The organism is Pantoea endophytica, from assembly GCF_002858935.1.
GTDB classification, from domain to species: Bacteria; Pseudomonadota; Gammaproteobacteria; order Enterobacterales; family Enterobacteriaceae; genus Pantoea; species Pantoea leporis.
The window spans coordinates 257,157-272,092 of record NZ_PJRT01000009.1 but is presented as its reverse complement, the minus strand read 5'-3'; the positions used below and the strand labels follow the sequence as shown (position 1 = coordinate 272,092).

Below are 14,936 nucleotides of genomic sequence, written 5' to 3'. Positions count from 1 at the left end.
AGCAAGTGAGAGTCGTCGCGCCATGCTTCTAAATAAACCGACCACCAGACGTAAGTTTTTACTTGGGTCGCTTTTGGCTTTGCCATTAAGTGACCTGGTATTTAAGGGATTAACTGCGGCGCAAGCTGCGGAAATGGCAGCACCCGAGCTCGCCGACTATAAACCGATCTTTTTCAGTGCCGATGAGTGGCAATTTATTCTGGCCGCAACCGATCGCCTGATTCCAGCCGGCGGCAAAGGTAAAGCGCCAGGTGCACTGGAAACCAACGTGCCGATCTTTATTGATCAGCAGCTGCACAGCCCGGAGTTCGGGGCAGAGATTTACATGCAGGGTCCGTTCAACGTGCATGCGCCTGCCACCATGGGTTATCAAATCCCGTTCACGCCACAGCAGATGTACCAAACCGGTATCAAGCTGGTGAATCAGTGGACGCAAAGCAACTTCCAGAAACCGTTCCATGAGCTGTCACTGGAAGAGAAAGATGCGGTGCTGACCAAAGTGAACAAAAACGACGGCATTGACTTCGCCGCCCTGGGCGAAGAGAACCTGAAGGCCTCGCAGTTCTTCGGCCAGCTGCTTGCAGATACCAAACACGGCTACCTCGCTGACCCGATGTATGGCGGCAACAAAGGCATGAAAGCCTGGATCGCCATCGGCTTCCCGGGCGCGCGCGCCAGCTTTACCGAATGGGTGAAGCAGCACAACGTGCCGTACCCGCTGGGACCGGTCAGCCTCCTGGGTGAAAGCGCGTAAGCACACCCCCGTTTTTGGTATGTGAGACAGGATTAACATGGCACAGATTACAAAGAAAGAAGTCGACGTCGTCGTTTGCGGCCTCGGCTGGGCCGGCTCGTTGATGAGTATTGAACTGGCGATGGCGGGACTCGACGTGCGCGCATTGGAGCGTGGCGGCGAGCGTGATTACCCGGATTTCGCTTACCCGAAACCGGCTGATGAATACGCCTACAACGTGCGTAACAAAGTGTTTGCTACGCCAAAAGAAGTGGCGGTTACCGTGCGTTACAACAGCAGCCAGACGGCGTTGCCCACCCGTAAATGGGGTGCGTTTGCGCCGGGTACCGGCGTGGGCGGCGCGGGCATGCACTGGACGGCGGTGCTGATTCGTCCAACCCCAACCGACCTGAAGCTGAAAACCTACGTCGATGAGGCCTACAAGCCGGGCATCCTGCAGGAAGATATGCGCGTGATGGACTTCCCGTTCACCTGGGAAGAGATCGAGCCGTATTACTACAAGTTTGAGCTGATCTGCGGTCAATCCGGTAACACCGGCAACCTGCGCGGCCAGATTCTGCCGGGCGGCGATCCGTTTGAGGGTCCGCGCTCTGAACCTTATCCGTTGCCTGCACTGGAAGATACGCTGAACAACGTGATGTTCAAAGAAGCGGCCACCAAACTCGGCTATCATCCGTTCCCGAACCCGTCTGCGTGCGTATCACGCGCGTGGAAAAACCCGTACGGCAACCAGATCGCGCCGTGTAACTACTGCGGCTACTGCTCGAAATATCCGTGCCTCAACTACTCTAAAGCCTCACCACAAACGGCGGTGATGGATGCGTTGAAACGTATGCCGAACTTCTCTTACGAAGTGCATGCGGAAGTGGTGAAAGTGGTACTGCATGACGACCAGAAAACCGCCAAGGGCGTGATTTACTACGATGTGGACGGCAACGAAGTGTTCCAGCCGGCGAAGATCGTGGTGCTCTCCAGCTTCCAGCTCTACAACGTACGCCTGATGCTGCTCTCCGGTATCGGCAAGCCGTATAACCCAATCACCGAAGAGGGTGTGGTGGGGCGTAACTACGCGTTCCTGTCGAACGGCGGCGCAACCCTGTTCTTCAAAGACAAAAACTTCAACTCTTACGCCACCGCCGGCGCCACCGGCCAGATGTTCAACGACATCTCGCCAGGCAACTTCGACGGTCCGGGCCTTGGCTTCCTTGGCGGCGCCAAGATCCACAGCTCGCAAGCCACCGGCACGCCAATGGCTGCTGCGCTGCCGAAAGGCACGCCATCGTGGGGCATGGGTTACAAAGAAGGTCTGGAGGAGTGGTACAACCACTCCATGAAGATCAGCATCACCACTACCTGCCAGTCGTATCGCGATATCTATCTGGATCTGGATCCGAATTACACCGACCATCGCGGTCAGCCGTTGCTGCGCATGACGTTCAACTGGAAAGAGAATGAACTGAAGCTGCAACAGCACCTGAAAGGCATCGTCGGCAACATCGCCAAAGAGCTGAACCCAGACAGTATGAGCATGAGCTTCCTGCCAATGGGCGCGGACTTTGACCTCACCAAATACGTTTCAACCCACAACGTGGGCGGCGCGGTGATGGGCGATAACCCGAAAACTTCTGCACTGAACAAGTACCTGCAGAGCTGGGATGTTCATAACGTGTTTGTACCGGGCGGCAACGCCTTCCCGCAAAACTTCCAGGCGAACCCGACCGATACCATCGGCGCGATCACCTTGATGGCGGCACAAGCCATTAAAGAACATTATCTGAAAAATCCCGGTCCACTGGTACAGGCATAAGCGCATGAAATTAAAATCATTGTTAATCGCCAACGCCGTGCTGCTGGGCAGCTTTGCACTGCAGGCACACGCGGAAGATGAAGCTCAATTGATCAAGCAGGGTGAATACCTGTCGCGTCTCGGCGACTGTATGGCGTGCCATACCGTTTCCGGTAAAGGGGATTACGCTGGTGGTTTGGCGATTGAGTCGAATCTCGGCACCATTTACTCCACCAACATCACGCCGGACAAAGAGCACGGCATCGGCAACTACAGCGAGCAGCAGTTCTCCGACGCGGTGCGCAAAGGCGTATTGCCGAACGGGTCGCGTCTCTATCCGGCGATGCCGTACCCGGATTACGCCAAAATCTCCGACGCCGATATGCACGCGCTTTACGTCTATTTCATGAAAGGCGTGAAGCCGAGCAGCGAGCAGCCGCCGGAAACCGATCTGAGCTTCCCGTTCAGCCAGCGCTGGGGCATGCGATTCTGGAACTGGGCGTTCACCTCTGACAAGCCATTCCAGCCAATTGGCGGCGCGTCAGAAGAGGTTAATCGCGGTGCTTACATCGTGGAAAGCCTGGGTCACTGCGGCAGCTGCCATACGCCACGTGGCCTCGGCATGAACGAGAAAGCGCTGGATAGCGGCGACGATCAGTTCCTTGCCGGTGGCAGCCTGAACAGCTGGGATGTACCGTCACTGCGCGGTCTGCCGCGCTGGAGCGAGCAGGAGATTGTCGATTACCTGCAAACCGGTCGTAACGATAAGGCCGCAGTGGGCGGTGAGATGAAGTCAGTGATTGAGCACTCCAGCTCGCACATGACCGATGCTGACCTGAAAGCGATCGCGGCTTACCTGAAGTTCCTTGGCGGTAATCCGCCGCTGCAGGCGTACAACGTGCAGAAGCAGCAGGCAACCGAAGCGAAACTGACCGCTGCGAAAGGCTTGTCGGAAGGTGAGCGTCTGTATATCGACAACTGCGGCGCCTGCCACTTTGTCACCGGTAAAGGTGCGCCGGGGATCTTCCCGGAGCTGGATCAGGCGACCATCGTCAATGCCAAGGATCCAGGTGGTTTGATCCACACCATTCTGGCCGGTGCGCAGCAGCCATCCACTGAGAAAGCGCCATCAACGCTGGCAATGCCGGGTTTTGCTAAGCGTCTGGATGATGATCAAGTGGCTAAACTGGCGACCTTCATTCGTCAGGGCTGGAGCAACAATGCGCCAGCGGTGAAGAAAGATCAGGTAGCAGAAGTGCGTAAAACGTTGAAAGGTGAGTAAATCGCTTAAAACTGCGTGATAAATCGCGCCGCTACGGATAGGCGCAAATACCGTAGCGGCGCAATTCATTGCGCGTCTTCAACGTGGTCTCAATGATAATTGTGAATCACTTCTAACACGCCATTAATCACGAACTGCACGCCCATACACACCAGCAAAAAGCCCATCAGACGTGAAATCGCTTCGATGCCACCTTTACCAACCAGCTTCATGATGGCGCCCGAGCTGCGCAGCGAAATCCACAAAATCACCGACACGGCCAAAAACGTCAGCACCGGCGCGACGGCAACCACCCACGCCGGGAAATCTACGCCCGATTTAACCGTCGACGCGGAACTGATGATCATCGCAATGGTGCCCGGCCCGGCGGTGCTCGGCATCGCCAGTGGCACAAATGCGATGTTGACGGTTTCACGGTTGCTCTCGGTCGCGTCCAGTTCATCCTGCTTGTGCTCGGCTTCGACCGAATGCCCGACCGGTTTCGCCGGAAATAGCATGCGAAAACCGATAAACGCCACAATCAATCCGCCCGCCATGCGCAGGCCGGGAATGGAGATGCCAAAGGTGTGCAACACCGCGCTGCCGGCATACCACGCCACCATCATGATCAGGAACACGTAGATCGAGGCCTGCATCGCCTGGCGATTACGCTCCTGGAAATTCATCTCTCCGGCCAGGCCGAGAAACAGCGCCACCGTGGTCAGCGGATTGGCGAGCGGCAAAATCACCACCAATCCCAGCCCGATGGCTTTAAACAACTCCAGCATGAAATGTCCCATTTGAAAAATTATTCGATAATCGCACGGCTCGTAACGGCGCAATTTATTGCGCGTTAAGAGGATGGAGAGTCGGTCAAAACCGCGCGATAAATCGCGCCGCTACGGTGTGTGCGTTCATTGATTAGTGCTTCGGCGTATCCAGCGCCTCGATCAGCTCAGGGAAGAAATCCTGCAGCAGCTCAGGCGTCATCAGTTCGGGATAATTGATTAAATGCTCGCGAATGCGCTCATTCACATCCGGCAGCAGGCGTTGGGCGGCGTCTTGCGCACTGATCTTCTTCTGCTTCATCAGGCGCAGCACGTCATCCGGCAGATTGTCTTCATCTTCAACTTCATCCACACCTTCGAGATCGTCCAGCTCATCCAGCAGATCCATCAACGCTTCAATCTGCGGCGTGCGTGACTGGTATTCGGATGGCTGCTCGTTCTCCAGATAACGCAGCAGCGCGCGCACCGGTGAACCATCGGGTTCGGCAGGCGGTTCGTTGGCGAACCAGGTCAAGAGATCGTGCTGCGTCACCTGATGGACGTGATAACCGTTATCCACCAATTCATCGGCAAGGATATCGGCGGTATCGTGCTCAATCAGGCAAATGTGGGTGCGATTAGGCGTGAACTGCTCCAGCCACTGATAGATCTCTTCAATTACGCTGTCGTCGTAAATAAAGTGTTGGCTGAGATAGCTGTCATCCTGCTGGTGAACGCAGATGTGAATCTGGTCGGGATCGAAGTAAATCGCAATGTTGATGCCTTTCATGTGCGCTGTCCTGTGTGGTGCAAAATCTCACTATAGCCTCAGGCAGCGCAGATGAACATGGTGCCGCCAGCAGCATGAGCGACTGGCGGTAAAAATTAACGTAAATCAGCACGATCCAACCCATAAGCGCTGTCCAGTGCACCCGGCGTCATCTGCGATAGCACCATCAGGCGATTCCAGGTGTTGATCACCGCGATACAGAACGTCAGCTCGCTGGTCTCCACTTCGGAGAAGTGCGCGCGCACCTCGCTATACAGCGCTTCGTCGATGCCGTTATCGCCCAGACGCGTCAGCGCTTCGGTCAGCGCCAGCGCCGCTTTCTCTTTGGCGGTGAACAGCGGGGATTCGCGCCAGATCGCCACATGATGCAGACGCAGCTCGCGCTCGCCGTGCAGTTTGGCCTCTTTCACATGCATGTCGACGCAGAACGCGCATTGATTGAGCTGCGAGGCGCGCAGATCGACCAGATGCTTCAGTGAGGTTTCTAATGAAACATTACTGACGTTAATGGAGAGTTCGGACATGGCTTTGACCAGTGTCGGTACGGTTTTAAAGTGGTTAACGCGTGCAGTCATGTTTTTATCCTCAGGTCAGTCGTTTTTCAATGCGAAGGTGATGCGGGCATCTTAAACTTCCATGTCTGAGTGAAAAGGGTCAAAAAACGTGAAAACAGGTAGGGCATGGCGTGGGTTATAAAGAGATTTATGCGCGATATCGCCAGCAGATTCTTGCAGGGCAGCTGAAGCCGGGCGACCGCGTACCGGCGATCCGTACGCTGGCGAGTGAGTTGCAAGTGGCGCGAAAAACGGTGGAAGCCGCTTATGAAATCCTGATCGGCGAAGGCTATTTTGTCAGTCAGGGCGCGAAGGGCACGCGCGTTAATCCTGAACTGATTCTGCCGGAAAAAACCGGGAAAACGGCAGTGCCTGCGCCGCCAGTGAGCGCGTTAATCCAGCGCGAGAGCAAAGGCGAGCTGCGGCTTGGCATCCCGGCGCTGGATGCGTTTCCGCACAAAAAATGGCTGCTTATTTCCGGCAAAGCGGCGCGCAGCCTGCGCGCCGATGAGATGATTTTGCCGCCGGTCATGGGTTATCAGCCGCTGCGGGAAGCCATCGCCAGCTACCTGAATATTTCGCGTGGACTTAACTGCCAGCCGGAACAGATTTTCATCACCAGCGGCTATCGCGCCAACCTGCGACTGATTCTGGCGGTGCTGGCGCAGCCAAGCGACAAGGTGTTGTTTGAAGATCCCGGCTATTTCTTCGGGCAAAAACTGCTGAAGCGCATCGCGCCGAATCTGCATTACGTGCCGGTCGATCGGCAAGGCATGGATGTGGATTATCTGCTGCGCTATCACGCCGATGCGCGTTTCGCCATCGTCACGCCTACGCATCACAGCCCGCTGGCGGTAACCTTATCGCTGCCGCGCAAACATCAACTGCTGGAGTGGGCACAGCACAATGACAGCTGGATTATTGAAGATGATTACGACGGCGAGTTTCACTACACGCGCAAAGTGATTCCGGCGCTGAAAAGCCTGGATGTGCACGATCGGGTGTTTTACACCGGCACCTTCAGCAAAACCATGATGCCGGCGATGCGCGTGGGTTATCTGGTGATGCCGAAAGAGACCATCGCGCGCTTCAGCGAGTTGGGGGAAATCCTTGAAACCGGTATGTCGCTGCTGCCGCAAAAGATTCTGGCGCAGTTCCTCAGCGAAGGGCATTTCTATCGCCACATCAAAAAGATGCGCACGCTTTATCAGCAGCGACGCCGCATGATGCTGGATGCCTTGCAGGCATGTTTTCCGGATGTGTTTGATTTTGAACTGACGGATGGCGGCATGCACATTGTCGCCTTCCTGCCGCATGGCACGCAGGACACAGCGCTGGCGGAGATTTGGCAGCGGCATCAGCTGCGCGTATTGCCGCTCTCCGGCTGGTATATGCAGACGCAGAAACGTTATGGCCTAGTGATTGGCTATACCAACATTCGGTCGCTGGACCAGGCGCGGGAGTTGTTGCAGAGAACGGTGCTGGAGACGCGAGCGTTACTGGACTAAAGAAAAGGCGCGAGGGACAGCTCGCGCCTTGATATCGGCGCGTCCTTACATGCCGATATATTTTTTGCCTTGCTTCAGAACCACATCGCAGGCTTTGGTTTTCAGCTTCTCACCCATCGGCGAGTTGCTCAGACTTTGCAAATTCAGTTGCTGACCGTTGCCGGTGTTAAGCAAGCCTTGCAAACCCTGCTGGTAATCGGTTTTCTGCTCTTGCGCGGTGGTGCTGTTCAGGCCGAGTTTGCTCAGCACCTGATCTTTTACCGACTTCACGTTGTTATCCACCACGTTGTGCTGCACGCAGTAGGACATCACGCCTGCGGCGTTGGTCATGCTGTTGGAACTCACCGCTTTATCGCCGCCGTTGAGCAGGCCGGTAAGCGATGAGAGCGACATGCCGCCATTCTGCGTGGTGCTGGTGTTGCTGGTGCTGTTGTTTTGCTGTGACAGCTGCGATGCCGCGCTGCTCAGCTGATCCTGCCAGCTTGCTGCCGATGCGCTCCCCGCAACCATGGCTGCCGCGATGCCCCATCCCCAAATCATGCGTTGTACTTTCATCTCAACCTCGTTGTCTTTTATGTTCTGACTGCGTCAGTTTTGGTTAAGAGAGGTTTGAATTCGGAAAGTTCCAGTTAATCGGGCTGATTGGGGAAAATTGGGACCGTTCTGGGTTTTAATTTTTGAACGTCGGTTGGCGGGATCGATGGTATAACAAGCAGTTATCCGCGAAGTGCTGTTTTTTTCAACGCTTAGCGCACATCCCTAACGATTCCGGTTGCGCACGCTGTTCGTAACGGTATAATCGCCAACGTTTTCCGCATCCTCTTCAGTGCCGAAGTGGCGAAATCGGTAGACGCAGTTGATTCAAAATCAACCGTAGAGATACGTGCCGGTTCGAGTCCGGCCTTCGGCACCATCGATTGATGCAAAATTAAGTCGCTTACGAGCGGCTTTTTTTGTGTCTGAAATCTGGCTTTTTACCTAATCTCACTCCCTTAGCAACATAAACAAATTATTGCGATCGCGTTCTCATCGTGGACAATGTTCAACCATGGGTTGCGTTAATATCAATTAAATCAATAATTTTATTATGTCAAGGGATGGATAATGGACAGGAATACTCTGGGATTCACATCATACTGGCGTAATTCTTTAGCCGATGCCGAATCAGGGAAAGGGGCATTTGAGCGTAAGGATGCGGATAAATTTACTCGTTGGGTGGACATCAGCACGGGACGGCTGGATGAAGAGACTGTTAATGCGTTTTTTGAGGGTGAAGGTGACACGGTAAAAACCGTTGAGGTAGTGCTACGACCTAAAGCCTGGTTACGTTTGCTACAGCACGGCAAAGAGCGAACGGCAGGCGCTCCTGGAATAGTCACACCGCTGGTATCATCTGCGCTACTTAATCGCGAAGGTTTTTTGTTCCCTACTTCATCGGCCACTATCCCCCGTGATCTATTAGAGCCTCTCCCAAAAGGCACCTTCTCAATTGGCGAGATGGCGCAATATGATAGATATAAAACCACGCATAACTCGACCACCTTTGAAGTGGATTACGAACAGCAATACGAAGAGGAAAATGACGAGCAGCGAGCCCAGCGGTATGAGAAGCATCAGCTGCAGTGGCAAAAATTTCAGACTGAAATAAGCAATTTGCTGGAATACGTAATCGGACAATGGGTCGCCACCCACGAGCAATATGAACTCGCCGAATATGGTTACGTTATAAAAGCCAACCAGCCCGGCGGTGCCAGCCGCCATATCCTCCCTCTGTATGATCATCTTCGGGTGTGCAAGAAAGAGGTTCCGCTATTAACACGCTTTGCTTCGGCTGCCAGGCCGATCCTGGAACCGTTGCTTGCATCTAATGCGAAATTCAGCGAGCGATTAGGCCATTCAGGAGATGAATTCCCGCTTGCTGTGGCGCAGCGCGACGCTCTTAACCATTATCTCACGCAGCAGTCGGGCGATATCCTTGCCGTCAATGGTCCGCCGGGAACTGGAAAAACTACACTTGTTCTCTCTATCATTGCTACTGAATGGGTTAAAGCGGCATTTAACAAATCTGAACCACCGGTAGTGATTGCCACCTCAACCAACAACCAAGCCGTTACCAATATCATTGAGGCCTTCGGTAAAGACTTTTCCACTGGAACAGGGGCTATGGCCGGGCGCTGGCTACCGGAACTAAAAAGTTATGGTGCTTATTTCCCTTCTCAAATGCGTGAAGCTGAGGCCGCTAAACAGTACCAGACTGAAGACTTTTTCAACCGTGTGGAATCTACCGAATACGTTGAAGATGCGCTGGTACTTTATCTGGAGAGGGCAAAAGTAGCCTTCCCATCTGCGGAATGCCGTTCTCCAGAACAAGTTGTGAATCTACTACATGAGCGATTAACCACGCAGTTAGCTCAGCTTAAACATATTGAGCAGGCTTGGGGGAATTTGATCCGCATTCGCGAGGAGCGCATCCACCTTAGCGAAGACCTCGACCTTTATATTCACGATAAAAGTAAGCTACTGCTCGATAGCACAAAAGACATTGCGTTGTTAACTCAGGGTAAAAAGCAGTGGCAACAGTATCGTGCCAGTGAGTCGATGCTCTATGCGATCTTCTCCTGGATTCCCGCGGTTCGTACAAAGCGCCACTATCAGATTAACCTCTTACTCGACACTACGTTTGGTACAAGAATGGCCGAGTTTAAGGGCTCAGCGCCGGAAGATGTTGATGCTTATATCGACGGGCTTATTGCTCGCGCCCAAAAAGAGCAGGCCAAGTACCAGCAGCAGATTGATTTTGCTCAGGACGTTTCCAGACGTGAAAGCGAAGCTCTGCGAGTTTGGCATGGTTTCTCGGTTTCCCTGGGACATGCGGGCAAAGATGAGATAACCCTTGCTGTGGCTGATGCGCTCGCCGATACGGCTATCCGATTCCCGGCATTTCTTACTGCATCTCACTACTGGGAGGGGCGATGGCTGATGGACATGGCCGCCATTGGCGATCTTCGAAAGGAAAAAGGTCGTAAGGGGGCGAAAGCTACCCTGGCTCGCTGGCATCGAAGAATGAAGCTCACCCCTTGTGTGGTGATGACCTGTTACATGCTGCCTCGTCATATGGTCATCAGCGAACATGTTGGCGGCGCTAAGAAATTTGAATCCGGATATTTTTATAATTTTGCCGATTTATTAATTGTTGATGAAGCGGGGCAGGTATTGCCGGAGGTAGCCGCAGCCTCCTTCGCATTAGCAAAAAAAGCGTTAGTAATTGGCGATACGGAACAGATCGCACCCATCTGGAACAGTTTGCCGGGCATTGATATCGGCAATATGGTTGAGGAGAACCTCCTCCCTGTCGGTACTCAGGAAGCGCTAGCGGAGTCTTATGCGCTTATATGTGATTCAGGGAAAAGCTCGGCATCGGGCAGCGTGATGAAAATCGCCCAATTTAGCTCGCGCTACCAGTATGACCCGGATCTGGCCCGCGGCATGTATCTGTATGAGCATCGCCGCTGTTTCGATAACATCATCGGTTACTGTAACGCGCTCTGCTACCACGGCAAGTTACAGCCAAAACGGGGCGGTGAAAAAGAGACACTTTTTCCAGCGATGGGTTATCTGCATATTAATGGGTTGGGTAAACGGGCAAACGGTGGCAGCCGATACAACACTTGTGAAGCCGAGACAATAGCGGCTTGGCTGGCGACCCATAAAGAAGAAATAGAGCATCATTATGACAAACCACTGCATCAAACGGTGGGAATCGTAACGCCATTTTCGGCGCAGGTGAACGCTATTAGAGCCTCATTGAGTAAGCTGGGTATTAACTGTGGTGGAGATGATGATTCACTGACCGTCGGCACTGTTCACTCCCTGCAAGGTGCAGAAAGAGCAATCGTGATCTTCTCCCCAGTTTATTCCAAACATGAGGATGGTGGATTTATCGACAGCGACAGCAGCATGTTGAACGTTGCGGTCTCCCGCGCTAAAGATAGTTTCCTGGTCTTTGGGGACATGGATTTATTTGAGATCCAACCTGCCTCTTCGCCAAGAGGATTATTGGCAAAATACTTGTTTGCACAAGACAGCAACGCATTAGCGTTTGAATTTCAGGTACGTAAAGACTTGAACGCAGCCCAGATGCCCGTTTCTACGCTACATGGGGTAGATCAGCATGATGCATTTCTGAATCAGACATTGGGTACAATCGAGAAGAGCATTACCATTGTCTCTCCTTGGTTGACCTGGCAAATGCTTGAGCAAACTGGCTTTTTAAACTCAATGATTCAGGCACGTGCTCGCGGTGTTGATATTACTGTGGTGACGGACAAGCATTACAATACCGAACATAGTGATTATGAAAAGCGTCAAGAAAAACAGCGGCGGCTTCACAGCGCACTGGAAAAACTGAATGAGTTTGGTGTTACTACTAAGCTGGTCAATCGCGTTCACAGTAAAATCGTAATTGGGGACGAGCGTTTACTGTGTGTTGGTTCGTTTAATTGGTTTAGCGCCACACGAGAAGATAAGTATCAACGGTACGATACGTCGATGGTGTATCGCGGAGATAACTTAAAAGGTGAAATTAAAACGATTCACACGAGTTTGATTCAACGCCAATTGTGAGGCGGAGCCACATCATGTCCGAGGTGAGTTTGGCGTTATGTGTATCAAATTAATAGCGCCAAGCCTTTTTTCACCGTCAAACGGCAGCTTAATGGAAACGGCTTAGTAAGTTGCTTGCACCTTTAAGATCCTCTTAAGAACTCTTCTTATAATAGCACCCATCAATGTAAACCAAGAGTTCACCATGAAAAACACCCTAATTTCCCTTTCGATTCTTTTCTCTGCTTTGACCGTGACGTCTGTTCAGGCTGCCAACCCAGCCACCGGCTGCGCCGCTAAAAAGCAGGATATCCAGCAAGAGCTGGCGATGGCGCGTGAGCATGGCAATGCTGCGCGCATCGCCGGTCTGGAAAAGGCGTTACGCGAAACCAATGCAAACTGCACCGACAGCGGCTTGCTCAAAGCGCGCCAGCAGAAAGTGGCCGAGAAGCAATTGAAAGTGCAGGAGCGCGAACAAGATCTAAGGGAAGCGCAGGCCAAAGGCCGCAGCGATAAAATTGAGAAGCAGCAGCGTAAACTGGCTGACGCGCGAGATGAGTTGAAAGAAGCTCGGGATGCATTAACGCAATAAACCAGGCATCCCGCCTGGAAAACTGGCTCTTTGTCTCAAAATTCTCCCGCGGAGATTTTTTTCATCCAACTGTTGGGATTGCATGGCAGAATGGCGCTCCGGTGAAATCAGTGGAGGTGCAGAAGCGATGACAGTTGAAATTGAGCAGCGTATCTACGAGCTGGTGCGACGTTACGACGGCGTTTACCTGTTTAAGCAAAAAACGCTGACGCCGCAAATTGATATCGATAGCGATCTTAACTTCGAGCGTGAAGAAGCCGCTGCGCTGATGGATGAGTTCTTCGGCGAGTTCAGCGTTGATCGCGGCGGATTCGTCATTGAAACCTACTATCCCGATGAGCCCTCGCTGGCGCAGATTCTCAATCCATTCAATAAGCGTGAAGTGCCGGTGGTACCCGATTTCACGCTGGGAATGTTGATTGAATCAGCAAAAGCGGGGCGCTGGCTGTACGAGTAACAGCAGGCTCAGCGCCGAGTCTGCCACCTTTCACCGCTTCACATGCACGCCAAAGCCACTCTCTTCCGGGACAAACTCCGCCTTTAAGGTCAGCGCAGGAATCTCATAGTCGCCGCTGTTCTGCTGACGGTAGGCAATGGGCGCGGTTTCCGCCAACGTATCTAGCCTTGTAGCCAGCGCATCGCACCAGCCAGCAAATCGTTCTGCTGCTGACTTTTGTACCCGATAGAAAACCAGCGGCGGCAGCACGCTAAAGCCGGGATAAAACAGCATGCCGTGCTGAATCGGAAACAGCAGATCGTTGATCGGGCCGTTAATGCCGCGCGGGCTGTAATGCGATTCCCATCCGCCGGTCGTCACCACCAGCATTGCACGTTTGCCGCTAAGATTGCCTTCGCCGTAACGATCGCCCCAATGCTGTTCGTTGTGCTCGCCCACGCCGTAAGCAAAACCGTTGGCGTAAACGCGGTCAAACCAGCCTTTCATGATGGCGGGCATCGAAAACCACCACAGCGGAAATTGGAAAATCACCGTATCGGCCCAGCGCAATTTTTCCTGCTCCGCGGCGATATCGGCGGCCTGTAGCTGATGATCGTAGGCGAAGCGAGAATCCAGCGTCGCATCGAAGTGATCGCCCATAAATGGGGCGCGCGTGTCGGCAGCGTCGAGCGGCGCTTTCCACTGCATCGCATAGAGATCAGAGACCTGCACCTGATGTCCGGCATGCTGCAGATGCTGCACGGCAAAGTCTTTAAGTGAACCGCTCAGCGAACGCGGTTCCGGATGGGCATACACAATCAGTACATTCATGGGCTTAATCCTGTGAGATGAAAACCACTGCAGATTAAGTCGGCGCTGGCTATAGTGGAAATCAATTGCTGATATCTCAGGTATAGCCATAGTGAATATCGACTCGCTGGATTTGAATCTGCTGCAGACGCTCAACGTGCTGTTAAGCGAACTCAACGTCACGCGCGCGGCGCAGCGTTTGCATCTCTCGCAGCCTTCCGTCAGCGCTCAGTTGGCGCGATTGCGTAGGCATTTTGACGATCCGCTATTGTTACCGGGGCCGCGTGGCATGCTGCCAACGGCGCGCGCAGAAGCTTTGCGTGAGCCGCTGCGTCTGGCGCTGGAAGCGGTTGAGCGTGCGGTAGCGCCGCCCGATACCTTTAATCCGGCCAATGCCGATATCACCTGGCGCATCGCCGCCACCGATTACACCTCGTCGGCGTTGGTGCTGCCCGCGCTCAACCTGATCCGCGCAGCTGCGCCGCAAAGTCGTATGGCGATATTGGCGCTGAATCCGCCGCTGGTAGCACAGCAGTTGGAAAAAGGTGAGCTGGATGTGGTGTTTCATACGGGCGATAACGCGCCGCCGACGCTGCATCAACGCAAACTGTTCAGCGAGCGCTATGTGCTGGCGGGACGGCGCGATCACCCGCAATTGCAACGTCCACCGACGCTGGATCAATTCTGTCAGCTGGAATTTGTCATGGTATCGCCCGATGGCGGTGGCTTTAGCGCCGCCACCGATAATGCGCTGGCGAAGCTCGGGCGTTCACGCCGCGTGGTGCTGTCGGTGCCGCACTTCTTGTTTATGCAGGAAACGCTGGCGAGCAGTGATTTAGTGGCGGTACTGCCCGAGCGGTTGGTGCGTCACGATTCGCACCTCGCGGTTGTCGATCTGCCGCTGGAGGTGCCAGGCTTTGATATTTTGCTGTTGTGGCATGAACGTCTGCACCGCGATCCGGCCCAGCAGTGGCTGCGGCAGCAGATTGTGGCGGCGCTTTAAATCAGCATCGCCGCAAAAAATTCACTTCTCCCGCGTCACAAAAATCATCACACTAGCCACCTTTACCATTATG

General features: G+C 53.6%; 13 protein-coding genes and 1 tRNA gene. 9 read left to right on the top strand and 5 right to left on the bottom strand.

Going from position 1 to position 14,936, the window contains the following annotated elements:
- Positions 1 to 22 precede the first annotated feature (22 nt).
- From PZBJ_RS09170 to PZBJ_RS09160, 3 genes are read left to right on the top strand one after another with little or no spacing between them, the layout of a single operon-like run.
- Positions 23 to 754: a gluconate 2-dehydrogenase subunit 3 family protein gene (locus PZBJ_RS09170; protein ID WP_101762220.1), complete on the top strand. Its 732-nt coding sequence runs from the start codon at positions 23 to 25 to the stop codon at positions 752 to 754.
- A gap of 37 nt (positions 755 to 791) precedes the next feature.
- Complete coding sequence (locus PZBJ_RS09165; RefSeq protein ID WP_101762219.1) at positions 792 to 2,561, top strand: GMC family oxidoreductase; 1,770 nt, start codon at positions 792 to 794, stop codon at positions 2,559 to 2,561.
- A gap of 4 nt (positions 2,562 to 2,565) precedes the next feature.
- Positions 2,566 to 3,822, top strand: coding sequence for a c-type cytochrome (locus PZBJ_RS09160; protein WP_101762218.1), 1,257 nt, complete (start codon positions 2,566 to 2,568; stop codon positions 3,820 to 3,822).
- A gap of 89 nt (positions 3,823 to 3,911) precedes the next feature.
- Here PZBJ_RS09160 and PZBJ_RS09155 read toward each other — a convergent pair whose 3' ends face one another.
- The 3 genes from PZBJ_RS09155 to PZBJ_RS09145 all read right to left on the bottom strand — a co-directional run bounded on the left by PZBJ_RS09155 (position 3,912) and on the right by PZBJ_RS09145 (position 5,933).
- The gene (locus PZBJ_RS09155; RefSeq protein WP_101762217.1) at positions 3,912 to 4,589 is read right to left on the bottom strand and encodes a MarC family NAAT transporter; all 678 of its coding nucleotides are present in this window, start codon (positions 4,587 to 4,589) and stop codon (positions 3,912 to 3,914) included.
- A 133-nt stretch (positions 4,590 to 4,722) separates the two neighbouring features.
- The gene (locus tag PZBJ_RS09150) at positions 4,723 to 5,358 is read right to left on the bottom strand and encodes a hypothetical protein (protein WP_101762216.1); all 636 of its coding nucleotides are present in this window, start codon (positions 5,356 to 5,358) and stop codon (positions 4,723 to 4,725) included.
- A 95-nt stretch (positions 5,359 to 5,453) separates the two neighbouring features.
- Positions 5,454 to 5,933, bottom strand: coding sequence for a carboxymuconolactone decarboxylase family protein (locus tag PZBJ_RS09145; RefSeq protein WP_101762215.1), 480 nt, complete (start codon positions 5,931 to 5,933; stop codon positions 5,454 to 5,456).
- 110 nt (positions 5,934 to 6,043) lie between these two features.
- On the opposite strand from PZBJ_RS09145, the gene pdxR reads away from it, so the two are divergent.
- Complete coding sequence (gene pdxR / locus PZBJ_RS09140) at positions 6,044 to 7,420, top strand: MocR-like pyridoxine biosynthesis transcription factor PdxR (RefSeq protein WP_101762214.1); 1,377 nt, start codon at positions 6,044 to 6,046, stop codon at positions 7,418 to 7,420.
- Positions 7,421 to 7,465: 45 nt separating this feature from the next.
- On the opposite strand, the gene PZBJ_RS09135 is transcribed toward pdxR, so the two are convergent.
- Positions 7,466 to 7,975, bottom strand: coding sequence for a YjjA family protein (locus tag PZBJ_RS09135; protein ID WP_101762213.1), 510 nt, complete (start codon positions 7,973 to 7,975; stop codon positions 7,466 to 7,468).
- 273 nt (positions 7,976 to 8,248) lie between these two features.
- Between PZBJ_RS09135 and PZBJ_RS09130 the strand changes: the two genes are divergently transcribed.
- From PZBJ_RS09130 to PZBJ_RS09115, 4 genes are all read left to right on the top strand, one after another.
- Positions 8,249 to 8,333, top strand: a tRNA-Leu gene (locus tag PZBJ_RS09130).
- A 191-nt stretch (positions 8,334 to 8,524) separates the two neighbouring features.
- Positions 8,525 to 12,043 (top strand): AAA domain-containing protein, encoded by a 3,519-nt coding sequence (locus PZBJ_RS09125; RefSeq protein ID WP_101762212.1) that lies wholly within the window; start codon positions 8,525 to 8,527, stop codon positions 12,041 to 12,043.
- Positions 12,044 to 12,227: 184 nt separating this feature from the next.
- Positions 12,228 to 12,614 (top strand): DUF1090 domain-containing protein, encoded by a 387-nt coding sequence (locus PZBJ_RS09120; RefSeq protein WP_101762211.1) that lies wholly within the window; start codon positions 12,228 to 12,230, stop codon positions 12,612 to 12,614.
- A 127-nt stretch (positions 12,615 to 12,741) separates the two neighbouring features.
- Entirely contained in the window at positions 12,742 to 13,071 is a 330-nt protein-coding gene (locus PZBJ_RS09115) for a DUF1493 family protein (protein WP_008107769.1), read from the top strand.
- Positions 13,072 to 13,101: 30 nt separating this feature from the next.
- Here PZBJ_RS09115 and PZBJ_RS09110 read toward each other — a convergent pair whose 3' ends face one another.
- Positions 13,102 to 13,881, bottom strand: coding sequence for an NAD(P)H-dependent oxidoreductase (locus tag PZBJ_RS09110; protein WP_101762210.1), 780 nt, complete (start codon positions 13,879 to 13,881; stop codon positions 13,102 to 13,104).
- Positions 13,882 to 13,969: 88 nt separating this feature from the next.
- On the opposite strand from PZBJ_RS09110, the gene PZBJ_RS09105 reads away from it, so the two are divergent.
- Entirely contained in the window at positions 13,970 to 14,863 is an 894-nt protein-coding gene (locus PZBJ_RS09105) for a LysR family transcriptional regulator (RefSeq protein ID WP_101762209.1), read from the top strand.
- The last annotated feature ends 73 nt before the right edge of the window (positions 14,864 to 14,936 follow it).